This window comes from Streptomyces sp. SID1328 (genome assembly GCF_009865595.1).
Classification (GTDB): Bacteria; Actinomycetota; Actinomycetes; order Streptomycetales; family Streptomycetaceae; genus Streptomyces; species Streptomyces griseoluteus.
On the sequence record NZ_WWKH01000269.1, the window covers coordinates 1 to 20,842 of the forward strand.

21 protein-coding genes are annotated in these 20,842 nt (G+C 67.6%); 14 read left to right on the plus strand and 7 right to left on the minus strand.

The window, feature by feature from the left end:
- Nucleotides 1–184: 184 nt before the first annotated feature.
- Entirely contained in the window at nucleotides 185–1,717 is a 1,533-nt protein-coding gene (locus tag GT030_RS37300) for a DUF5677 domain-containing protein (protein ID WP_161200474.1), read from the plus strand.
- A 177-nt stretch (nucleotides 1,718–1,894) separates the two neighbouring features.
- Here the strand turns inward: GT030_RS37300 and GT030_RS07950 are convergent, their stop codons facing one another.
- Nucleotides 1,895–2,164: a barstar family protein gene (locus tag GT030_RS07950; RefSeq protein ID WP_161200475.1), complete on the minus strand. Its 270-nt coding sequence runs from the start codon at nucleotides 2,162–2,164 to the stop codon at nucleotides 1,895–1,897.
- A gap of 549 nt (nucleotides 2,165–2,713) precedes the next feature.
- Between GT030_RS07950 and GT030_RS07955 the strand changes: the two genes are divergently transcribed.
- Nucleotides 2,714–4,141, plus strand: a complete 1,428-nt coding sequence (locus GT030_RS07955; RefSeq protein ID WP_161200476.1) for a hypothetical protein — start codon at nucleotides 2,714–2,716, stop codon at nucleotides 4,139–4,141.
- Between the two features lie 320 nt (nucleotides 4,142–4,461).
- Here GT030_RS07955 and GT030_RS07960 read toward each other — a convergent pair whose 3' ends face one another.
- Nucleotides 4,462–5,631 carry a hypothetical protein gene (locus tag GT030_RS07960; RefSeq protein ID WP_161200477.1) on the minus strand — a complete coding sequence of 390 codons (1,170 nt, stop codon included), beginning with the start codon at nucleotides 5,629–5,631 and terminating at the stop codon, nucleotides 4,462–4,464.
- A gap of 666 nt (nucleotides 5,632–6,297) precedes the next feature.
- The gene (locus tag GT030_RS07965; RefSeq protein ID WP_161200478.1) at nucleotides 6,298–6,930 is read right to left on the minus strand and encodes an MBL fold metallo-hydrolase; all 633 of its coding nucleotides are present in this window, start codon (nucleotides 6,928–6,930) and stop codon (nucleotides 6,298–6,300) included.
- 247 nt (nucleotides 6,931–7,177) lie between these two features.
- Here GT030_RS07965 and GT030_RS07970 point away from each other — a divergent pair, with 247 nt between their 5' ends.
- From GT030_RS07970 to GT030_RS07975, 3 genes are all read left to right on the plus strand, one after another.
- Complete coding sequence (locus tag GT030_RS07970) at nucleotides 7,178–7,639, plus strand: DUF2267 domain-containing protein (RefSeq protein ID WP_237522258.1); 462 nt, start codon at nucleotides 7,178–7,180, stop codon at nucleotides 7,637–7,639.
- Nucleotides 7,640–7,991: 352 nt separating this feature from the next.
- Entirely contained in the window at nucleotides 7,992–8,147 is a 156-nt protein-coding gene (locus GT030_RS35525; protein ID WP_202459830.1) for a hypothetical protein, read from the plus strand.
- Between the two features lie 128 nt (nucleotides 8,148–8,275).
- Nucleotides 8,276–8,524 carry an SCO4226 family nickel-binding protein gene (locus GT030_RS07975; protein ID WP_161200480.1) on the plus strand — a complete coding sequence of 83 codons (249 nt, stop codon included), beginning with the start codon at nucleotides 8,276–8,278 and terminating at the stop codon, nucleotides 8,522–8,524.
- A gap of 17 nt (nucleotides 8,525–8,541) precedes the next feature.
- Here the strand turns inward: GT030_RS07975 and GT030_RS07980 are convergent, their stop codons facing one another.
- The 3 genes from GT030_RS07980 to phoU form a co-directional block, all read right to left on the minus strand.
- Entirely contained in the window at nucleotides 8,542–9,708 is a 1,167-nt protein-coding gene (locus GT030_RS07980; RefSeq protein ID WP_161200481.1) for a low temperature requirement protein A, read from the minus strand.
- Between the two features lie 134 nt (nucleotides 9,709–9,842).
- Complete coding sequence (locus GT030_RS07985) at nucleotides 9,843–10,238, minus strand: DUF6234 family protein (RefSeq protein WP_237522259.1); 396 nt, start codon at nucleotides 10,236–10,238, stop codon at nucleotides 9,843–9,845.
- Nucleotides 10,239–10,300: 62 nt separating this feature from the next.
- Complete coding sequence (phoU, locus tag GT030_RS07990; RefSeq protein ID WP_161200482.1) at nucleotides 10,301–10,972, minus strand: phosphate signaling complex protein PhoU; 672 nt, start codon at nucleotides 10,970–10,972, stop codon at nucleotides 10,301–10,303.
- Nucleotides 10,973–11,180: 208 nt separating this feature from the next.
- On the opposite strand from phoU, the gene GT030_RS07995 reads away from it, so the two are divergent.
- Both GT030_RS07995 and GT030_RS08000 read left to right on the plus strand, forming a co-directional pair.
- Nucleotides 11,181–12,452, plus strand: coding sequence for an ATP-binding protein (locus tag GT030_RS07995; RefSeq protein ID WP_161200483.1), 1,272 nt, complete (start codon nucleotides 11,181–11,183; stop codon nucleotides 12,450–12,452).
- Complete coding sequence (locus GT030_RS08000; protein WP_031183999.1) at nucleotides 12,449–13,129, plus strand: response regulator transcription factor; 681 nt, start codon at nucleotides 12,449–12,451, stop codon at nucleotides 13,127–13,129. The genes GT030_RS07995 and GT030_RS08000 overlap by 4 nt, the downstream gene beginning before the upstream one ends.
- Nucleotides 13,130–13,199: 70 nt before the next feature.
- Here GT030_RS08000 and GT030_RS08005 read toward each other — a convergent pair whose 3' ends face one another.
- Nucleotides 13,200–13,862 (minus strand): copper chaperone PCu(A)C, encoded by a 663-nt coding sequence (locus GT030_RS08005; RefSeq protein WP_161200484.1) that lies wholly within the window; start codon nucleotides 13,860–13,862, stop codon nucleotides 13,200–13,202.
- A gap of 615 nt (nucleotides 13,863–14,477) precedes the next feature.
- On the opposite strand from GT030_RS08005, the gene GT030_RS08015 reads away from it, so the two are divergent.
- From GT030_RS08015 to GT030_RS08045, 7 genes are all read left to right on the plus strand, one after another.
- On the plus strand, nucleotides 14,478–14,960 hold the full coding sequence (locus GT030_RS08015; protein WP_003953493.1) for a CarD family transcriptional regulator: 483 nt from the start codon (nucleotides 14,478–14,480) through the stop codon (nucleotides 14,958–14,960).
- Between the two features lie 280 nt (nucleotides 14,961–15,240).
- Nucleotides 15,241–16,005 (plus strand): 2-C-methyl-D-erythritol 4-phosphate cytidylyltransferase, encoded by a 765-nt coding sequence (gene ispD, locus GT030_RS08020; protein ID WP_161200485.1) that lies wholly within the window; start codon nucleotides 15,241–15,243, stop codon nucleotides 16,003–16,005.
- Complete coding sequence (gene ispF, locus GT030_RS08025; RefSeq protein WP_135792028.1) at nucleotides 15,995–16,489, plus strand: 2-C-methyl-D-erythritol 2,4-cyclodiphosphate synthase; 495 nt, start codon at nucleotides 15,995–15,997, stop codon at nucleotides 16,487–16,489. The genes ispD and ispF overlap by 11 nt, the downstream gene beginning before the upstream one ends.
- A gap of 49 nt (nucleotides 16,490–16,538) precedes the next feature.
- Nucleotides 16,539–16,943, plus strand: a complete 405-nt coding sequence (locus GT030_RS08030) for a PPOX class F420-dependent oxidoreductase (RefSeq protein WP_161200486.1) — start codon at nucleotides 16,539–16,541, stop codon at nucleotides 16,941–16,943.
- A 145-nt stretch (nucleotides 16,944–17,088) separates the two neighbouring features.
- Nucleotides 17,089–18,492, plus strand: a complete 1,404-nt coding sequence (cysS, locus tag GT030_RS08035; RefSeq protein WP_161200487.1) for a cysteine--tRNA ligase — start codon at nucleotides 17,089–17,091, stop codon at nucleotides 18,490–18,492.
- An 87-nt stretch (nucleotides 18,493–18,579) separates the two neighbouring features.
- On the plus strand, nucleotides 18,580–19,518 hold the full coding sequence (gene rlmB / locus GT030_RS08040; RefSeq protein WP_161200488.1) for a 23S rRNA (guanosine(2251)-2'-O)-methyltransferase RlmB: 939 nt from the start codon (nucleotides 18,580–18,582) through the stop codon (nucleotides 19,516–19,518).
- Nucleotides 19,519–19,646: 128 nt separating this feature from the next.
- On the plus strand, nucleotides 19,647–20,842 hold a 1,196-nt coding region (locus GT030_RS08045), incomplete at its 3' end, for a DoxX family membrane protein (RefSeq protein WP_202459832.1).

Sequence of the window (20,842 nt, forward strand, 5' to 3'; positions counted from 1 at the left end):
CCACGCCCGCTCCACGGTGTGTGGGTCGACGGCGGACGGGATGGGAGCTGAGGAGGGTGGTGGGTTGAGCGGGTTCTGTAAGAGCTCGTTGGATCAGGCTCCTCTAATGGCAGTGCGCAACGGTGAAGCTTCAACCATAATGCGCAGGGAGGGTAACTGGCACGCTGGCATACAGGGGGGAAAGGTGGCGAAGCAGGGCCGCAGGCCACTGCCGAAGAGGCTGGCCAATCATAAGTGGGTGGGAAAGAACCTAATCCCGCCCATGCTCCAGCATGGGGCTATTCTGACTGACTGGGCTCGAGACGATTTTCCCGATCTTTTGTGGATAGCCTTGGTGGTGGAGCAAGAGGGTGACGAGGGTGCACGCCTGATTTCTGCTCTACAGCACGATTGGCTTGAGAAGACTCGTGGAGCGGACTACTCAGTCGAATTGGATGGCAGGCTATCTTCTCTAGAGAAGATGCCAACGGCTGCGCGGAGCGATTTCCTGCATTTTCTTTCACGTCATGATAGTGAGAGGCTAGTCCCGCACGCTCTGCGTACGATTGCCGCATGGTATCCGGAGATGCCAGGCCGGTGGGCCTTTGCCGAGATCGGTGCGCCGAGTGCGGGTGACATGGATGAGATGCTCGACGCGCTTGTCCGGACTCTGGCCCTATGTCTTCAGCGGCGAGGGAAGGCGCTAACGGTGACAGCGCCTCTAGGCTGGCTATTGATCAATGGGAGACTGCACCTGCAAGAGAGTCAGGTTTCGATTCTTGCCTCGTACCCGGTTGACCCCAACACGCGGTCGATGGCTGAGGCAATGCTCACTTCAATGTATGGCGCCACTAAAGCTCTCGCAGTGGGTATGGAGGATGCGCCTCGCGCTGAAGGTGACTGGCCTGCCCGCTTCTGGAATGCGAACTGGGAACTCACGCCATGCATGAGTCAGGATAGCCCGCCGGCCGTCATGGAGGATGCCGACGTCGCATCCGCGCAGGGGGCCGCGATTGAGCAGCTGAATGACCTGTGGAATGAATTCATGGGTATCGCCTTCTCGGGTGGGGTGGACCTGTATCGGCCTGCTCGACATGAAGTTGTGTGCGCGTTGGCGGTGAGGTGCATTCGAGCCGTTTATGCCATGGTGCAGAGCCCGTTGATGTGGGGCGGCGAACATGGTGCGGCGGTGCTTCGGTCGCTAGTCGAGACAGAAATCCTTGTCACTTGGCTGCATTATAAGAACGACCTCGAACTGTATGAGAAGTTCATATCGTATGGACAGGGGAAGCAAAAGCTGATGCGAGCCCATGTTGAGGAGGCGATGGGCGAGTCGGGTGACTCGGAAAACTCAAAGCTGTCAGACCTGGCGTCATTTCTGGATTCACGGCTAGGTGGGGCTAGCGCGGAAATGTTCATGGAGGTGAGTGTTCATCCCTCCTTCGCTGGAGGGTCGGTGAACACGCGGTCGATGGCGGAAGAAGTTGGAATGCAGGATCTCTACAGTCGCTTCTTTCAGCCTCTAAGCGCGTCGGTACATGGAGAGTGGTCGGCGCTCGACAACTACGTTGTAGACAGGTGCATTAATCCATTGCATCGATTCCATAGAATTCCAGTGCAGTATCTAACGCCAATACTGGGGCAAGAAACTCTTGCTGGCGCTATCGGTGGTTTGAGGCGTGTGCTCGATGCCGCTACGGAATCGCTGTCGGGAGGTGCAAACGCTGATGAGCCTTAGGGCTCGTCACAGCCGACGTGCCGGTTCCGTCTCGGGCCGTCTGTGGGCCGTCCGAGGCGGGTCGATGACGACAGGTGGCAACCACCATCGACAGTCGTCCAGCCCGGCAGCCCCAGGTCACCCAAGTCGATCTGAGACACTGGTACCACCATGCCCAAGCCCGGAGATTACTCATCGCTACGCATACTCAGCGACGAACTTCGGGCGGTACGTGGCTTGATAGTTGTCGAGCGCCCGGCGCAGCATGGCGGCCCCGCGGGGGACGCCGGCCGTGAACTGGTCCCAGCCAAGGAAGCGCACGTGATCCGGGATCCTGACCAGGCCAGTGATTGCATCCCAGAAGGCAGCCCAGTTCATGCCGTAGAAGTCCGGGAAGCCCAACTCCCGCTTCAGAATTAGGTGCAAGGTGCGCTCGTCCGTCACCTCGCTGACGTCAATGGTGATCACGGCGACATGCTCGCATGGGGTCGTAGGGTTCTGACATCTACGGGTGACCTCAACGGCACTGGACGGCGACGGCAACCAGCAGCCGCGACCGGTACCAGTGCATGAGGCGGGCGTCCGCCGGACCGGGACCAGAACGAACTCCTACTGCGCTGCTCATGCACGAGCGCCCTCCCGGGCCGTCCTCGGGCCGTGGAAGGGTGCTCAATGATGACCAACGCCGACAGACGCCGACAGCTCGGCAGCAGGTCAGAGCGGTGATCGATTAGGCGGCCGCAGGTCACGGCCGCCGGTGATCAGTTGTGGCTGTGCAGAGGAGCCTGTCACCGTCCCGGAGAGGGCCGACCAGTGGCGTCGTCGCGTCCGCCAGGCAGCATCGCTGCGGCCCAGAACCCACCAGCGAGGAAGTGTCCCTAGCTCTCCGGCACGCCCGTCCCATGCCGGCATCGCAGCAGGCGGTCTTGTGCCTGTCTGCATCCGCATCTACGGTCGACCTCCTCAAGCAGTGCTGCGCCCTTGGGGGGAAGCGTGCATCTTGACTTCAGTGCCTTAGTGCGCGAGCTGGGGACGCCTTCCAAGCTCGTTGTCAGCTCGACGCCGGAACTGGCCGAAGAGGTCGAAAAGGAAGCTCGAGAGCGCGTCGGACCGAAACGCGGTGCTTCTTATCTCTACCGCAAGCCAGTGTACGCAATCCCATCAGAATTATTTTCCGGAATAGAATCCAGCCCGGCAGAGGTTCTGCGCGAATTAGGGTTGGCCACCACATTCGTTACAGCATCGCCTTTCGCTGACATAGCTCGCCACTGGGCGCATGTACGATACTGCGCTACCCTCAGGAGCAATAGAAAAAAGGTCTTGGCCCTGACTCAGGCGGGCTCCGACATAGTGCACCACCATAAAGTGGCACAATCAGAACAGCTCGGAATTGGCTTAGCTCTGGTGGTGGCCAAAAGGGTCCTTGAGCGGAAATACCCCGGCTGGCTGTTTTCGAGCGTTGACGTGGATGTGGCACTCAACGCTGGCTTCATTGAAGGGGTAGGCCTAGTCCGCCAGAAGAACAAGGCGACAATGCGTCCCGATTATTTCTTGGTCGGCCGTCGCGCCGGGGGCGGAAACTCAGGGTGCAAGGTGTATGTCTTGGAGTGCAAGGGGACCCACGGGAATGCGTACCATTCGAAGCAGCAGTTGGCCACAGCTTCTCTTCAAGTAGGTTCCATTGAGGTAGGCGCTCGAACGTTGCCGAGCCTCATTGTTGCCTCTCGTCTGTCCACGAAGGGTGTTTCCGTAGACGTACTCGACCCGCCTGGCGATGACGATTTATGGGACGGGGAGTCTGAAGAGTTCGATGCATTAATATCTGAGGATCCTGGACCCCAGCAGTGGACATCGGGCAAGCCCACCTTCGAACAGTTCTTTGCACGGCAGCGAGAGCTTCTAGGGGTCGGAGAATTTCAACCCAATGAAGCAGACTTGGAGGTTGCACGCACTGAGTATGAGGCAAGCGTGGGTGAACTGCCTGTCCTATTTCAGGTGCCTGAGGACGGCAAAAAATGGCTATTCCGAATTCTGGCAAGAAATGCGACTCACTCTGTTCTGCGATTCGCGGGCGACAACACTGCTGCATCACAATTCGCCTCAACAAGAACCGCAGACTATCAGCGCTTACCCTTAGATGACCTAGCCCCAGACTGGCAGACGTTTACAGTCAGCTCCGAGTCCAACATTGATTCACATCGGTTTGTTGGCGTCGAGTATTCCATGCCACTCCCCAACGGTGCATCTCTCGAAATCTTTAGAGGGGTCGAAAAGGGGATGTATGAACGTCTTCGTGAAGGAAGAGTCAGCGCCTACCTGCGGAGAGCTCGCCAACTTCGCGGTTCGTGGGCGCCTGTTGTCACTGGAGCAGCTGCGAACGGTCCCCAGCACCAGGCTGTCTCGGTCGGAAGCGACGGAACCGGCCTGCGGATCCGTGTGGTGTAGTTGCTGCTGGCGCGCCCATCCCGGAACCGCCGGCGGAGGGCAGGCTGGGCCGTCGGGTATTCAGGTCCCTGGGTGCACTCGCTCGGCAGGAGGCAGGGGTGGTCTAACGGCAGCCGCTGGGCCGCCCCGGGCCGTCCGAGGTCACTCGCCGCCGACTGACAACGACAGAAGCCACGGCATCTGATCTGGTCAGAGCAGTGGGCTTCTTTTGTGCCGCTGCTCGGCGGAAGGGCTGATCAGTAGACCGGCCACCGATCGCAGTTGCCGGCGCTGCCACGCCCATTGAGACTCCGCCGACCTCGTCGTGCCAGCGGTGACAATCAACGCGATTTCTTCTTAGTATTGCTAAGAAATGGGGCAGCCTCCTGCAGTAGAGTCGCAACATTTTGGGCTTTGCGGTCCTCAATCGGAGGTGTTTCTCGACTTGTACACCGGGAATCGATTTCTCTAAGGATTAGATGCCGGAGTAGCGACCTCAGGATGGCGAACGGAACCGGTGCAGAAGCCTTGTATCCAGCATACGCCCCTACGGCCTGATTAATTGAGTCTACTGCCCTTTCACCTGAATGCACAAAACCTGAGCGTGCAGCGTATGATTTCTTTAGCGCCTTTTTGAGTTCATCGACATTTGAGTTGACGTCTCCTATGCGCGGCCCTGGATGCCAAGATCCGCCCGTGACGCTTCCCCTGGCCCAGTCAATGTCCGGCACCCATGCGGATAGTTCTTGCTCAAAGAACGCGTCGGTGATCCCTCGCGTGGCGTATTCGGAGAATCGCTCACCTAGCCTCATATGCGCGTTCTTTTCCAGCAGCTTCGACCTGAGCGCTTCCGCCTGCTTATCCGATAGCGCTTGCGCCTTGATGAATTTTTCCCAGCTTCTAGCCTGATCCCAGACTTCCCAACTGGGACTGAAGTCGTGAAACTCTCCAGCAAGGGTTTCGATTCCCGCTACGATCAGTGTATAAGCTGCTGCGAGGTCTGCCGCGAAAAGGAGACAGGCGCCGTAGTGAAGCCTCATGGCAGCGTTAATGACTTCCGATTTGCGATCATCAAGGGATCGTATGCCACCCAGAAGATCGCGGAATTCCCCATCTAAGTCGAAACCTTCATCAAGCGGACCCATGAGCCGACGATCAGGGAGATCAGACATGGACAAGAAAACCTTTCGGTTGGGCTCTCCCTCCATGGTGAGCGGCTGGGCAGGTATCACTTCAACCCTTCGGTCTGTCACGAGGGTTAGCGCCGCACCTATGTCGTCGGGCAGTTCAAAAGAATTCCCACCGGCATCAAGCCATCCCATCACATGGAGGTGTTGGTAAGTTGACCCCGGTATGTAGATGTGACTTGCTGGCTCTATCCGCAACAGGCCTTCCGTTTCGATCTGATTGGGGCCAGGTATGAGGATTTGTCTAAATGATTCAGCGAACTTGAATTCCTTCTTCGCTATGGCTCTGTCAAGCCGGTTCAGCCACCGGGTCAGATTCTGCATGAGCAAGATTATGCACGCACAGGGACGCCATCGTTGGAATTTTCGCACCCTCTGACATCAAATGAGACGTGCTACAGGAGCGAGGGGCCAAGCCGCAGCCCTGCACCACAAGCGCACCAGGTCGAGCGGGGAACTGCGGGGGAACCACGGTGAAGGCCGCCAAGCGGGACGAGGCAGCACCAAGGTCGTTCGCCCGGGTGAGCGCGAAAATCCGCCGCAAATGATCGCAGCTTCCCAAGCTGAGGGCTCGGCCGGCCGCCGTCGCCAGGCGCTGGCTGTCGGTACCTGCTCTGGTCGACGGCACAGGGAGCATGGCTGAGGCCGGTGGGGGTGCAGCGAGGCACACGCGTACGTGATCGATTGGCACACCCGCCGTCGTGGCGGACTGTCGTCGGCTGAGGTTCAGACAGGGCGCATCGAAAGGGCCGCCCGTCGGCCGAGCGAGACAAAGCTGGGCCGTCTCTGGGCCGTCCGAGGCCGCTCGACAGCAGCCAATGACGACCAACGACGACCACCAGGCCCACGAGCCCACCACCCCTGAGCAGCAAGAACCCAGCTCACCAACATCCCCGGCAAGACCCAGGGCAAGAAGAAGTAACGCGACCCTGATCAGCCCCGACCTGCCATTTCGTGGCAGGCCGGGGCCTTTTTGGTGGGGCTAGGCCGTCAGGCGATGCCGCGGAGCCAGTCCTCCACGCGCTCGCCCACTTCGCCGACTGTGGTGATGTCGCCGTGCCCTGGGCACACCACCGTCTCGGGGGGCAGGGTGACGAGGCGCTCGCGGAGCGACTGGATCATCGCCTGGAAGTCGGAGTCCTCCGGCCCGATGGTTCCGGGGCCGCGCGAGAACAGCATGTCCCCGGTGAAGACGCTGTGCAGCGCCGGATCGTACAGACTTACGGATCCCGGTGTGTGCCCCGGAGTATGACGTACCGTCATGGTGGTTCCGGCGATGTCGATCACCCGGCCGTCGACGAGTTCCTCGTCGGGGACACGGCTGGGATAGCTGCGGCGCCACAGCTCCAGGTCGTCCGGGTGCAGCATGATCGGAGCGCCGGTGTGGTCCGACAGAGCCACCGCCGCGTCGACGTGTCCGCTGTGTGCGTGGGTGCACACGATCGCCACCACTCGGCGGTCGCCGAGCGCCGTGGCGATGACGTCCGGCTCGTGTGCGGCGTCGACCACCATGACCTGCTCGTCGTCACCGACGATCCACACGTTGTTCTCCATCGGCGTGTCACCGGCGTCCGCCCCGGCCAGGACGCCGGTCGTCACCACGCACTCGACCCGGGCGGTCACGACGGCACCGCCGGGTGCGCTCGGCCGCGGGCGGCCACCCGCGCTGTGGGGTCTTTTGCCTGCGGTTCCATGGAAACAGCCCCTTTCCGGATGAGGCCCTCTATCCAGTGGACCCCGCCGGGCATGCGGCAGCAACCGGCAGGCCTTCCCCTCCCCAGGGTGTATGTGGTGACCTGCAGGAACTCATGGCCCGCCTGCGTCACGTCTTGATCGATGCCGCCCCTGCCCAGGGGCCAAAGCGACAGGCATGGGTGGATCTGTTGGTGATCACGCCGACGGAAGGCCTGACGACGACTGGGGCAGGGTCGCATGGAGTACGACGCATTCCTGGCGAAGGCAGCCGAGCGGGCGGGCGTCCCCCCGACGTCGCGGAAACCTCACCAGCGCCACCTTCGAGGTGCTTGCCGACCGGATCAGCGGGGGAGAGGCCCAGGACCTCGCGGAGTCGCTGCCGGACCCGCTGAAAAGCTGGTTGCGCACGGACGAGGAGATCGCGAAGGGCTACGGGGCCAACTCGTTCGTCCGGCGTGTGGCGGACCGCGCGGAAGTGCCCCATGACCTCGCGGAGGCCGGGATCCGCGCGGTCCTGGCCACCCTGAGGGAAGCGGCCGGAGACCGAGACCAGGGGTTTCGCGACGCGACCGCCCAGTTGCCCAGGGAGTACGACATCCTGCTGTCCACACCCGCGGGCCCGGGCGTCGCCGGCTAGCCAACGTTTCGTCAACTGCGCCGCCGCGCGCGGTTGTCAGGGGTCCCGGACACCTGCTCCGGGCCGCCCCCGTACAGGCCGGGGATGTGAACCATTCCCTACGGAGCTGGAACCCCCGGAAGCCGGCCACGCGTTGGAGACCGTAGCCTCGCGGCGCGCTCGAAGCGGATCGGCGGCCGGCCGGCAACGGAGTTGATACGCCGGCTGCCGCGGACACCGCGCCGTGGCGAGGTCGGATGGGGCTCGTGGTGGTGATTCGCGGCGTGCGGGCGCATCTGTGCGCCGTTGATGCGCCCAGTGGAGCGGGCATGGAATGGGCGGGGGCACCTGGCCCCCGTGTCGAGGAGGACCCATGCCCGAATCCCCGAGCACCACGACCGACCCCACCCAGGACCGCGACGGCGAACAGCCCGCCCAGATCAGCAGCCTGCCGTTGGTGGCCGCCTGCGGCTGCGGCTCGGGGTGCGGCTGCGGCTGCCAGCAGGGCGCGCCCTGCCAGTGCGGCTGAGGGAGGCGGCGGTGGAGGGGCTCCGGTGCTCCGGGGCCCCCTCGTCGTGTACGGATCACTGAACGAGTAGCCATACCGGGACGTGCGGGCCCAGCATGGAGGGAGGGACATCGCAGGGAGGTGTGACCATGACCAGGTTCATGGACGTCCACCACGGTATGGAAGGCATCACGGCCGACCAGCTGGCGCAGGCCCACCAGGCCGACCTCGCCATCGAGCAGGAGGAGAACGTGCACTTCGAGGCCGCCTGGGCGGACCCGGAATCCGGCACGGTCTACTGCCTGTCCGAGGCCCCCTCGGCCGAGGCGGTCCAGCGCATCCACGAACGCGCCGGACACAGGCCGGACGAGGTGCACCCGGTACCGCTCCAGGTCTGAGCGACGTCGAGGCCGGATTACGCGCCGGCCGGACGTCCGGCCCGGTGCATCACCGTGACCACCGCCGCCACGAGCACCGACATCACGCACCCCGTGGCCAGTACCGGGCTCGGGGTGAAGGTGACCGCGAGGAGGGCGAGGACGCCTGCCGCCCACATGACGTCCATGGCGCCGAACTTGGTCGACCCCCGGTGCAACAGCCGCAGCACCGCGACGTACAGCGCGACCGGCGCCGTGTACGCCGCCGCGACCACCGGCCGGTCGAGGTGCGCGTGCCCCGTGAGGTGCGCGATCTCGACGGCGAGCCCGGCGGCGACGGCTGCTGCGGAGGCGTAGACGAAGTAGTGGCCGTAACCCCAGCGGAGCGCCGTCCCGAGGGAGTTGAGTTTCCCGGCCGCGCTCTGGGTGAAGTACAGCCACCACATGGCGAAGACGGTGAGGACGCCGCCGACCGCGTGCGGGGCGATGTCGCCGAGGGAGACCTCGGTGTCGAGGGCGGCGCGGACGGTGCCGGTGGCCGCGGTGATGGACTCACCGAGGACGATCAGGGTGAACAGGCCGTACCGCTCGGCGATGTGGTGCGGGTGCCACGTGGTCTGGCCGGCGCGCTCCGCCCAGGCGGGGACGGCGAGTTCGGCGACGACGAGCACGAGGAAGGACGGCAGCCCGGCGTCGTCCGGCAGCCACAGCCGCGCGACCCAGCCGATCTGCAGGACAAGAATGCCGACCGCGTACCGCAGACACGTCCGCCGCCGCTCCGGATCGCTGTGGGCGGCGCGCAGCCACTGGCTCACCATGGCCAGCCGCATCACGACGTACCCGTACGTGATGACCGTGAAGTCGTAGTCCTCCAGCGCCTTCGACGCCCCCGCCGCCAGCACCAGCGCGCCGGCGATCTGAAGCAGCGTGAGCAGGCGGTACGGCACGTCGTCCGTGTCGTACGCCGAGGCGAACCAGGTGAAGTTCATCCACGCCCACCAGATGGCGAAGAACACGAGCGCGTAGCCGAGAAGTCCGTGGCCGAGCCTCCCGGCGGCGAGCTCGTGCTCGAAGGCCGCGGCGGTCTGGGCCACCGCGGTGACGAAACAGAGGTCGAAGAACAGCTCCAGCACGGTGGCCGTACGGTGCCGTTCGGTACTGGGGCGGGGGAGCATGGGGCGGTGCCAGGGGGTGGGGTGGGCCATAACGGGCCATGGTGCCGTACGGCCGGGGCCGCGGGGTGGGCGGACGCGTGACGGGTCACTTCCTGCCAGGGCCCACCTGCTGTCCTCGGCGAACGCCCACACCCTGCGCCGGCGCCCGCGGGCAGGCCGCTCGCTCAGCAATTCGCGCTGTACCGCACACACCCCGGTGACGAGTGGCTCTTCTCCCAGTCGTGCCGCTCGCCCGCCAGCGCGCCGCCCAGCAGGAGGGCCAGCAGCAGGTGGGCGATCGCCGTCCAGCGGGCGCGGAAGACCGCCGCGAGTACGACCAGGACGAGCGCCGCGATCTGCAGCACCCGCAGCCGTTCCATGAACGCCAGTTCCGCCGCGTCGATCCGGGCCTGTTCGCCCTGCGCCGCCCACACCTCCAGGCCGACGCCGTATATCGCGTCCAGTACCACCCAGCCGGTCTCCAGCAGGAACAGGGGGATCGCCAGGGCGAGGTCCACGCCCGGGCGGGTCCGGCGCGACCAGGGGAACCGGCGTCTCGGGGCCGGGTGGGTTTCCGTCATGGAGGCAGAGTGCGGCCGGCAGGCGGGGCCGCACATGAGCACCCGTACTCAAAGAGGGCGGCTCAGCCCGCTGTGCCCTCCTGCTGGATCTCGTCCGCGTGTTCGCCCGTCACCAGGTACACGACCCGCTTCGCGACGGCCACCGCGTGGTCCGCGTAGCGCTCGTAGTAGCGGCCGAGCAGGGTGACGTCGACCGCCGTCTCGATGCCGTGCTTCCAGCGGTCGTCGATGAGGTGCTGGAAGAGGGTGCGGTGGAGGAGGTCCATGTCGTCGTCGTCCTGCTCCAGCTGGAGCGCGAGGTCGACGTCCTTGGTGATGATGACCTCTGCCGCCTTCGCCATGAGGCGCTGCGCGAGCTGGCCCATCTCCAGGATGGTGGCGTGCAGGTCCTGCGGGACCGCGCGCTCGGGGAACCGCAGCCGGGTCAGCTTGGCCACGTGCTGGGCGAGGTCGCCCGAGCGCTCCAGGTCGGCCGACATCCGCAGCGAGGTGACGACGATGCGCAGGTCCGTCGCCACCGGCTGTTGCCGCGCCAGTAGGGCTATAGCCCGCGCCTCCAGGTCGTGCTGGAGTTCGTCGACCCGCTGGTCGGCCTCGATCACGCTCTCGGCCAGCTTCAGGTCGGCGTCCAGGATGGCGGTGGTGGCGCGCCCGATGGCGGAGCCGACCAGCCGGGCCATCTCCACCAGACCGTCGCCGATCGAGTCCAGTTCCTCGTGGTACGCGTCCCGCATCAGGTTCCCTCTCCTACTACGTGTCGTCGGGGGGCCCAAGCCCGTGGCCGGTGCGAACCCCACGCTCCCACGTTCCGTCCCGTACGCGTCCGTTTCCGCCCTCCCGAATGAACCACCACTGGATGGAAGGTGAACTCTGGGCGACGAGTGCCCGAGGTCGCACGACGGTGGCTGTGGCCAGGGTGGACGCCATGCCTAACCTGGTGACATGGACGTGAACGCGGCGGTCGCCGCAGCGGCAGCGATCGCCGGTGTACTCACCGGTGTCATCGCCATGCTGGCGTTCCGCTGGAGCGAACGCGACCAGAAGCGCCCCACCCGTACCTCCCTGCACACCGACGAGGTGCTCCCGCCCGGCGTGGACACCGTGCTCTCGGTGCTCCGCTCCTCCGCCGTCGTCCTCGACGAGGCCGACGCCGTGGTCAAGGCCAGCTCCGCCGCGTACGCCCTCGGACTCGTCCGGGGCGGCAAGCTCGCCGTGGAGCCGATGCTCCAGATGGCGCGCGACACCCGGCGCGACGGGGAGATACGACAGGTCGAGCTGGACCTGCCCCGGCGCGGCACCGGACGGGGCGAGGCCCTGGCCGTGTCCGCCCGCGTGGCCCCGCTCGGCTCCCGGCTGGTGCTGCTGCTGGTCGAGGATCTGACCGAGGCCCGCCGCATCGAGGCGGTACGCCGTGACTTCGTGGCCAATGTGAGCCACGAGCTGAAGACCCCCGTAGGAGCGCTCTCCCTGCTCTCCGAGGCGGTCATGGACGCCTCCGACGAGCCCGACGCGGTCCAGCGCTTCGCCGGGCGGATGCAGATCGAGGCCACCCGGCTGACCAACCTCGTCCAGGAGCTGATCGACCTCTCGCGGGTGCAGAACGACGACCCGCTGGAGGACGCCGAGCCGGTGCGCGTGGAAGAGCTGGTCGCCGAGGCCGTCGACCGCTGCCGCCACCAGGCCGGTACGAAGCAGATCACCATGGCCACCGCCATCCAGGACCCGCCCGGCGCGGTACGGGCCGGCCTGCACGTGTGGGGCAACCGCGGCCAGCTCGCCGCCGCCCTCGGCAACCTGGTCGAGAACGCGGTCAACTACTCCCCGGCCCACACCCGCGTCGGCATCTCCGCCCGCCGGATCTCCGCCCCGGGCGGCGAGCTGATCGAACTCGCCGTCACCGACCAGGGCATCGGCATCTCCGACAAGGACAAGGAGCGCATCTTCGAGCGCTTCTACCGCGTCGACCCCGCCCGCTCGCGCGCCACCGGCGGCACCGGCCTCGGTCTCGCCATCGTCAAGCACGTGGTCGCCTCGCACGGCGGCGAGGTCTCGGTCTGGAGCGCCGAGGGCCAGGGCTCCACCTTCACCCTGCGGCTGCCGGAGGCGGGCGTCGCCCGCGACCGCGCCGCCAGGCATCCCGGACTCGACGACGCGTCCGGTCCCGCCGATCAGTCCCCGTACGCTTCGCTTCCCTCCCCGGAGGTCCTTCCGTGACCCGAGTGCTCGTCGTCGAGGACGAGGAGTCCTTCTCCGACGCCCTGTCGTACATGCTGCGCAAGGAGGGTTTCGAGGTCGCCGTCGCCGCGACCGGCCCCGACGGCCTGGACGAGTTCGAACGCAACGGCGCCGACCTGGTGCTGCTGGACCTGATGCTGCCGGGGCTGCCCGGCACCGAGGTGTGCCGCCAGTTGCGCGGCCGCTCCAACGTCCCGGTGATCATGGTGACCGCCAAGGACAGCGAGATCGACAAGGTCGTCGGCCTGGAGATAGGGGCCGACGACTACGTCACCAAGCCCTTCTCCTCGCGCGAGCTGGTCGCCCGTATCCGCGCGGTGCTGCGCCGGCGCGGCGAGCCGGAGGAGGTCACCCCGGCGGCGCTGGAGGCCGGCCCGGTCCGGATGGACGTCGACCGCCATGTGGTGACGGTGTCCGGGGCCAAGGTCGACCTGCCGCTGAAGGAGTTCGACCTGCTGGAGATGCTGCTGCGCAACGCCGGCCGGGTGCTGACCCGGATGCAGCTCATCGACCGGGTGTGGGGCGCCGACTACGTGGGCGACACCAAGACCCTCGACGTCCATGTGAAGCGGCTGCGCGCCAAGATCGAGCCGGACCCGGGCGCGCCGCGCTATCTGGTGACGGTGCGCGGGCTCGGCTACAAGTTCGAGCCGTAGGCCGCGAGAGCGGTCCGTACGTGACTGAGGGGGCTCCCGGCCGGGAGCCCCCTCAGTCACGCGTACGTGCTCACTGCCCCGCGGACGCCGACGCGGAGTCGCTCGGGGAGGAGGCGGGGGAGGAGGCGGAGGCGGACGAGCCGGCCTTGTCGCCCTCGGGCTTGTCGCTCGCGGACGGGCTGCCCGACGGCGAAGAGGTCGCGGCGGCGGGCGCGGACGGCACCTCGCTGGGGCCCCAGTCGCTGAAGTAGCTGGTCGCGGGGACGACGAAGGCGTGCAGGCCGACCGCACCGGTCTTGCTGAAGGTGAAGGTGACCTTCTGCGCGTTGCCGTTCTGGACCGCCTCGCGGCCGCTGGCCAGCATGGCGGAGGCGTTGCCCTTGCCGCCGATGACGAGGCGGCCGTGGGCCGGGACGGTGAGCGTTCCGCCCTTGGCGGGCTTCAGCTCGACCTTCTGGTCGCTGCCGTCGACGGCGATCGACTGGAGGTCCTGGTCGGTCGAGCCGCCGTTGAACAGCGTGGCGGCGACGGCGGCCGGGCCGTTGGCCTTGGCGTCGGGCTGGGTGATGATCAGGGCGTTCTGCACCTTGATGGCCCCGACGCTGGTCTCGGCGTTGTCCGGCCGGATCTCCAGGGTCTGGGCGTTGTTGCCGGCGCCGCAGGCGGCGAGCGAGGCGATCGAGAACGCGAGGGCGGATGCGGCGAGGGCGCCGCGTCGAAGGCTGCTGCTCACGGCGGCGGCAACTCCTTGAACGCACAGGGGCGGCTGTCCTGTAAAGCCGCCCTAAGGATCTGTCAGCGCCCACAGGCTACCGAGCCGTTCACGCGCCGCCGCACCCGACCCTCCCCAACTGCCCCGCTTCCGTCCCGCTGGGCGTACCGGGCGCCCCGCTGATCACCGGCCACGAGCTTCCCGTCCGCCATTCGGATAACGCCGTGCGACGCCGTTGACGGCATCCCGGTGACACGGCGCGACACTCCGGGCGGCATTTCCGGGAAGGAATATGCGCGTGTCCGGAATTGATCACCGCCGGGTGGCGTGATCAATTCCGGAATCGTCTCGTACCCGACTCCGGTCATCGAACGAAGGAGCGGAAGCCGTACGCCTGGAAGCGGTCAAACCGGGACATTCAACCAATCGGGGCGGCTCTCTGAGGCGTGTGACGTAGATGTTTCACTCTGCACGCAGAGTGGCTCCCACCTGCGAATTCCCGCTTCCGCAGGTGGCCCGCAGCACGTCCCGGTTGCTGTTGTCAAGCCCCGAGATATGCCCTGACCTGCGAAAACGCCATTCAGAAGACGCCGTATCCGTGTTACCCTGGATAGCCACGGAAGGGGTACCTGTCACATGACGTTCAAGGTTGGCGACACCGTGGTCTATCCCCATCACGGGGCCGCGCTGATCGAGGCAATCGAAACTCGTCAGATCAAAGGCGTGGACAAGACCTACTTGGTGCTGAAGGTCGCCCAGGGCGACCTGACGGTACGTGTGCCAGCGGACAATGCGGAGTTCGTCGGCGTGCGTGATGTGGTCGGTCAGGACGGTCTGGACCGGGTCTTCGAGGTGCTGCGCGCGCCGTACGCCGAGGAGCCCACGAACTGGTCGCGCCGCTACAAGGCAAATCTGGAGAAGCTCGCCTCCGGCGACGTCATCAAGGTCGCGGAAGTCGTGCGTGACCTGTGGCGCCGCGAGCGCGAGCGCGGACTCTCCGCCGGTGAGAAGCGCATGCTCGCCAAGGCCCGCCAGATCCTGGTGAGCGAGCTGGCCCTCGCGGAGAACACCAACGAGGACAAGGCCGAGGCGCTGCTCGACGAGGTACTCGCCTCCTGACACGGAGCGGGCGGCGTGCCCCGCCCGCCTTCACGTCCAGCGCAGCAAAAATGCCGTGGTGCCCGATGACACTCACCCTGTCGCCGGGCGCTGCGGCATATTCGTCCCCGCATGCCTCCTGTGCACTGCCCCTGTCGTTCAACCCCCCCTGTGTTGCTCTCGCATCCGGGGGTGGACGGCTCGACCGCGGTTCACGGAAAGGGTCCGGTCAAGGCGTCGCGCCCGGCGCTCCTCCAGGCCATACCCACCGGCCCCGAGCACACAAACCTGACAGGAACCGATGTCTGACGAATCGCGTCCCGCGCCCGCCGAGCCGCGCCAGGACAGCCGTGTCGCCGCCGTGATCCCGGCCGCCGGCCGGGGCGTACGCCTCGGTCCGGGCGCCCCCAAGGCGCTCCGGGCGCTGAACGGCACCCCCATGCTGATCCACGCGATCCGCGCCCTGGCCGCCTCCCGGCACGTCTCCCTGGTGGTCGTCGTCGCCCCGCCGGACGGCGCCGCCGAGGTCAAGTCGCTGCTGGACGCGCACGCGCTGCCCGAGCGCACGGACTTCCTGGTCGTGCCCGGCGGGGAGAGCCGCCAGGAGTCGGTCCGTCTGGGCCTGGACGCCCTGCCCCCCGCCTATGACGTCGTCCTGGTGCACGACGCCGCCCGCCCCCTCGTCCCCGTCGACACCGTGGACACGGTCGTCGAGGCGGTGCGCGACGGCGCCCCGGCCGTGGTCCCGGCGCTGCCGCTGGCCGACACGGTCAAGGAGGTCGAGCCCGCGGCCGTCCCCGGCGAGCCCGAGCCGGTGCTCGGCACCCCCGTCCGGGCCCGGCTGCGCGCCGTACAGACCCCGCAGGGCTTCGACCGGGCCACGCTGATCCGCGCCCACGAGACGGTCACCGAGGACGTCACCGACGACGCGAGCATGGTCGAGCGGCTGGGCGAGCGGGTCGTGACCGTGCCCGGTCACGAGGAGGCGTTCAAGGTGACCCGGCCGCTGGACCTCGTCCTCGCCGAGGCGGTCCTCACCCGCAGGAGGCTCAACGATGGCTTCTGAGATCCCCGCGCTGCCCCAGGTGGGCATCGGCACCGACATCCACGCCTTCGAGGACGGCCGCGAGCTGTGGTGCGCCGGGCTGAAATGGGAGGACGCCGGGCCGGGCCTGGCCGGGCACTCCGACGCCGACGTGGTCGCGCACGCCGCCTGCAACGCGCTGTTCTCCGCCGCCGGCCTCGGTGACCTGGGGCAGCACTTCGGCACCGGCCGGCCCGAGTGGTCCGGCGCCTCCGGGGTCGTCCTGCTCACCGAGGCGGCCCGGATCGTGCGGGACGCCGGCTTCGCCATCGGCAATGTGGCGGTGCAGGTCGTCGGGCCGCGCCCGAAGATCGGCAAGCGGCGGGACGAGGCGCAGCGGATTCTCAGCGCCGCCGCCGGGGCACCGGTCTCCGTCTCCGGCGCGACCACCGACGGACTCGGTTTCCCCGGCCGGGAGGAGGGGCTGATGGCGGTCGCCACGGCCCTCGTGGTGCGCGTGTCGTAGGGGCGTGCGAGGGTACCCGCACAGCCATCGTCGATCGAGGAGGATCTTCATGTCCGCAGCGCTGTCCGACCGGCTCAAGTCCCTGCTGGACACGCCCGTGTTCATCGTCCTCGGCACCCTCCAGCCCGACGGCAGTCCGCAGATGTCACCGGTGTGGGTGAAGCGGGACGGGGACGACGTCCTCATCTCCACCACGGTCGGCCGGCGCAAGGAGAAGAACCTCAGGCGCGATCCGCGGGTCACCGTCGTCGTCATGGACCCGGAGAACCCCTACGAGTACGCCGAGATCCGCGGCACCGCCGAGCTGACCACCGAGGGCGGCCAGGCCCTCATCGACGAGCTGTCCCTGAAGTACACCGGCAAGAAGTACGCCGAGTTCAACCCGGCCTCCGCCAACGACGCCGAGCGTGTCGTGGTCCGCATCACCCCGCGCAAGGTGGTCGGCAGCCTCTAAGGCGTGTCCGCAAAGTCCCGCCTGGCCTCCGGGCAGACGGCGCTACTTTGCGGACACCCCCTAGCGGACCCGTAGGGGACAGCACGGAGCGGCGATGTCACCGTCCGGTGGCATCGCACGGCCCCGCTCCCACTACCCTGGTGTGGTGACCATTCGCCTGTACGACACCAGCGCCCGGCAGATCCGCGACTTCACCCCGGTCCAGCCGGGCTGTGTCTCGATCTACCTGTGTGGCGCCACCGTGCAGGCGGCACCGCACATCGGGCACATCCGCTCGGGCCTGAACTTCGACATCATGCGCCGCTGGTTCGAGTACCGCGGCTACGACGTGACGTTCATCCGCAACGTCACGGACATCGACGACAAGATCATCAACAAGGCCCACGAGCAGAAGCGCCCCTGGTGGGCCATCGGGTACGAGAACGAGCGGGCGTTCAACGACGCCTACGCCGCGCTCGGCTGCCTGCCGCCCACCTACGAGCCCCGCGCCACCGGCCACATCACCGAGATGACCGAGATGATGCAGGGCCTCATCGAGCGCGGCCACGCCTACGAGGCCGACGGCAACGTCTACTTCGACGTGCGCTCCTTCGACGGCTACCTGGAGCTGTCCCGCCAGGAGCTGGACAACCTGCTCCAGCCGTCCGGCGAGGGCGAGACCGGCAAGCGGGACCCGCGCGACTTCGCCATGTGGAAGGCGGTCAAGCCGGGCGAGCCGAGCTGGCCGACGCCCTGGGGGCCCGGCCGCCCCGGCTGGCACCTGGAGTGCTCGGCCATGGCGCACAAATACCTCGGCACCGTCTTCGACATCCACGGCGGCGGCCTGGACCTGATCTTCCCGCACCACGAGAACGAGATCGCCCAGGCCAAGGCGTTCGGCGACGACTTCGCCCAGTACTGGGTGCACAACGCCTGGGTGACCATGGCGGGCGACAAGATGTCCAAGTCGCTGGGCAACAGCGTGCTGGTCTCCGAGATGGTCAAGCAGTGGCGTCCCATCGTCCTGCGCTACTACCTCGGCACCCCGCACTACCGCTCGATGATCGAGTACAGCGAGGAGTCGCTGCGCGAGGCCGAGGTGGCGTTCGCGCGCATCGAGGGCTTCGTGCAGCGCGCGCTGGAGAAGGCCGGGGGCGAGGTCGAACCGGCCACCGAGGTGCCGCCGGCGTTCGCCGAGGCGATGGACGACGACCTGGGCGTGCCGCAGGCCCTCGCCGTCGTGCACACCACGGTCCGTCAGGGCAACAGCGCGCTGGCCGCCGACGACAAGGAGGCGGCCGTCGCCCGCCTCGCCGAGGTGCGCGCCATGCTCGGCGTCCTCGGACTCGACCCGCTGGACCCCCAGTGGGCCGGTGAGGGCGGCGAGCGCGGCGAAGACCTCCACGGTGTGGTGGACAGCCTCGTCCGGCTCGTCCTGGAGCAGCGCGAGTCCGCGCGCGGCCGCAAGGACTGGGCCACCGCCGACGCCATCCGCGACCAGCTCGGCCAGTCCGGCCTGGTCGTCGAGGACAGCCCGCAGGGCCCGCGCTGGAGCCTCGGCCCGCGCTAGCCACACGGCTTGATCGAGTGTGCCGCCCGGCGATCCGGGCGGCACACTGCATACATACGTACGAACGCTTACGGAGACGGGTAACTCATGGCGAACAACCGCCGCATGTCAGGCAAGAAGGGTGCCCAGGTCGGCAGCGGCGGCCAGCGGCGCCGTGGCCTGGAGGGCAAGGGCCCCACGCCCCCGGCCGAGATGCGCAAGGGTCACGCCAAGCAGCGTGCCGCCGCCGCCAAGGTCCGCCGCGCCCAGGGCCGTCCGCCGCAGCGCAAGGGCGGCGGCCGCTCCGCCTCCGAGCTGGTCGTCGGCCGCAACCCGGTGTACGAGGCCCTGCGCGAGGGCGTGCCCGCCACCACGCTGTACGTCCAGCAGTTCATCGACAACGACGAGCGCGTCCGCGAGGCCCTCCAGCTCGCCGCCGAGCGCGGCAACATCAACCTGATGGAGGCTCCGCGCCCCGAGCTGGACCGGATGACCAACGGCCTGAACCACCAGGGCCTCGTCCTCCAGGTCCCGCCGTACGAGTACGCGCACCCCGAGGACCTCGCGGCGGCCGCCTACGACAAGGGCGAGGACCCGCTGATCGTCGCGCTCGACGGCGTCACCGACCCGCGCAACCTCGGCGCCGTCGTCCGCTCCGTCTCCGCCTTCGGCGGCCACGGCGTGGTCGTGCCCGAGCGCCGTTCGGCCGGCATGAGCGCCGGCGCCTGGAAGACCTCGGCCGGTACGGCCGCGCGTACGCCGGTCGCCCGTGCCACCAACCTCACCCGTGCGCTGGAGCAGTACAAGAAGGCCGGGATCACCGTGGTCGGTCTGGCCGCCGACGGCGAGGCCGAGGTGGGCGACCTGCCGGCGCTGTCCGGCCCGGTCGTCATCGTGGTCGGCAGCGAGGGCAAGGGCCTGTCCCGCCTGGTCGGCGAGACCTGCGACCACCGCGTCCGCATCCCCATGCCGGGTGGCGCGGAGTCCCTCAACGCCGGTGTCGCCGCCGGTGTCGTGCTGTACGAGGCGTCCCGCCGCCGCTCCTGAACGACCGTTCGCCGATTCCCCCGGATGCGGTAATTCCGGGGGATGACCGGCGTTCACGATGACTTTGACGCGGCCCGGACACATCGGGCCGGTCAAGGCAGTGTCCTAACTCGGCGTCACTCGGTTAGATGAGTGTGGACACCAGAACACCCCGCACTCCCACGGGGGACCGCTCGTCGGGCTTCGACGACGCTCCCGCGCTGAGCATGGTGAAGGTGCCGAGCGATCCGGCGCAGGTCATCGTCAATCACGCCAGCTTCCGCGTGCAGTTGGGGACGGCGGGCAGGCGAGCCCAGTCCCCGAGAATCGGCCGGCCCCTGAGCGCTCAGGACCCCGCGCGCATGTCCGCCGCGGGTCCGGCGGGCGGGGCCGCGGGCCGGCGCCGTCCGGTCGTCTGGAGCGGCCGGTCCGCGCCCGGCGACACCGGCACCCACCGCCTGCTCCAGGCCGTCCGGGGCAGCAGCGTGCGCCACCCCGACGAACCGGCCGGTGCCACCCAGGTCATCCCGCGCCTCGACCCGGACCACACCGGCTACGCGGACGCCTACGACCGGCTCGACCCGACCGTCGAGACCCCCGTCCTCGGCCACCAGCGCACCGGCCCCGACGGCGGCACCCGCCTGCTGCCCCACATGCGCCCGGTCGGCAGCGCCTACGACGAGCCCCCGTACGACCAGCCGCCGTACGACGAATCGGTTTACGCGAGCGACGAGTTCGACCCCGACGAGCCGGCCCTCCGGCCCTCCGGCTCACGGGCCGCCCGGCGCGGCGACGACCCGGCGCGGCACGCGTACTACCCCGGCCGCCGGATGAACCTCGGCGTGGTGCTGCTCCCGCTGCGCGTCTTCCTCGGCTTCATCTCGACCTACGCCGGCATGGGCAAGCTGTGCGACCCCGTCTACTTCGACGGCGGCGAGCGCGGCTCCATGGTCAAGTGGCTCAACACCCTGCACCCGTGGGACGTGGCGGAGCCGCTGCGCCAGTTCGCGCTGCACCACCCGGTGGGCTCCGGACTGGTCATCGCCTTCCTCCAGGTCGTGGTCGGCGTGCTGACCGTCCTGGGCTGCTGGCAGCGGGTCGCCGCGGTGGTGGGCGCGCTGCTCTCGGCCGCGCTCATCGTCACCGTGAGCTGGAAGACGGTCCCGGCGTACGACGCGCCCGACATCATCTACCTGGCCGCCTGGTCCCCGCTGGTCATCGCGGGCGCCCCGGTGTACTCCGTGGACGGCAGGCTCGCGGGCAGCGCCTGGCGCACGCTGGGCCCGCGCGCCGCCCTCTGGGACCTGCGCCGGTACGTGCTGCGCCGGGGCGCGCTGATCACGGC

Coding starts and splice junctions, on each gene's coding strand:
- GT030_RS07960 (WP_161200477.1), bottom strand. CDS start 5,631: ATGCAGAATCTGACCCGGTGGCTGAACCGGCTTGACAGAGCCATAGCG.
- GT030_RS07970 (WP_237522258.1), top strand. CDS start 7,178: ATGGGTGGATCTGTTGGTGATCACGCCGACGGAAGGCCTGACGACGAC.
- GT030_RS35525 (WP_202459830.1), top strand. CDS start 7,992: ATGCCCGAATCCCCGAGCACCACGACCGACCCCACCCAGGACCGCGAC.
- GT030_RS07975 (WP_161200480.1), top strand. CDS start 8,276: ATGACCAGGTTCATGGACGTCCACCACGGTATGGAAGGCATCACGGCC.
- GT030_RS07980 (WP_161200481.1), bottom strand. CDS start 9,708: ATGGCCCACCCCACCCCCTGGCACCGCCCCATGCTCCCCCGCCCCAGT.
- GT030_RS07985 (WP_237522259.1), bottom strand. CDS start 10,238: ATGACGGAAACCCACCCGGCCCCGAGACGCCGGTTCCCCTGGTCGCGC.
- phoU (WP_161200482.1), bottom strand. CDS start 10,972: ATGCGGGACGCGTACCACGAGGAACTGGACTCGATCGGCGACGGTCTG.
- GT030_RS07995 (WP_161200483.1), top strand. CDS start 11,181: ATGGACGTGAACGCGGCGGTCGCCGCAGCGGCAGCGATCGCCGGTGTA.
- GT030_RS08015 (WP_003953493.1), top strand. CDS start 14,478: ATGACGTTCAAGGTTGGCGACACCGTGGTCTATCCCCATCACGGGGCC.
- ispD (WP_161200485.1), top strand. CDS start 15,241: ATGTCTGACGAATCGCGTCCCGCGCCCGCCGAGCCGCGCCAGGACAGC.
- ispF (WP_135792028.1), top strand. CDS start 15,995: ATGGCTTCTGAGATCCCCGCGCTGCCCCAGGTGGGCATCGGCACCGAC.
- GT030_RS08030 (WP_161200486.1), top strand. CDS start 16,539: ATGTCCGCAGCGCTGTCCGACCGGCTCAAGTCCCTGCTGGACACGCCC.
- rlmB (WP_161200488.1), top strand. CDS start 18,580: ATGGCGAACAACCGCCGCATGTCAGGCAAGAAGGGTGCCCAGGTCGGC.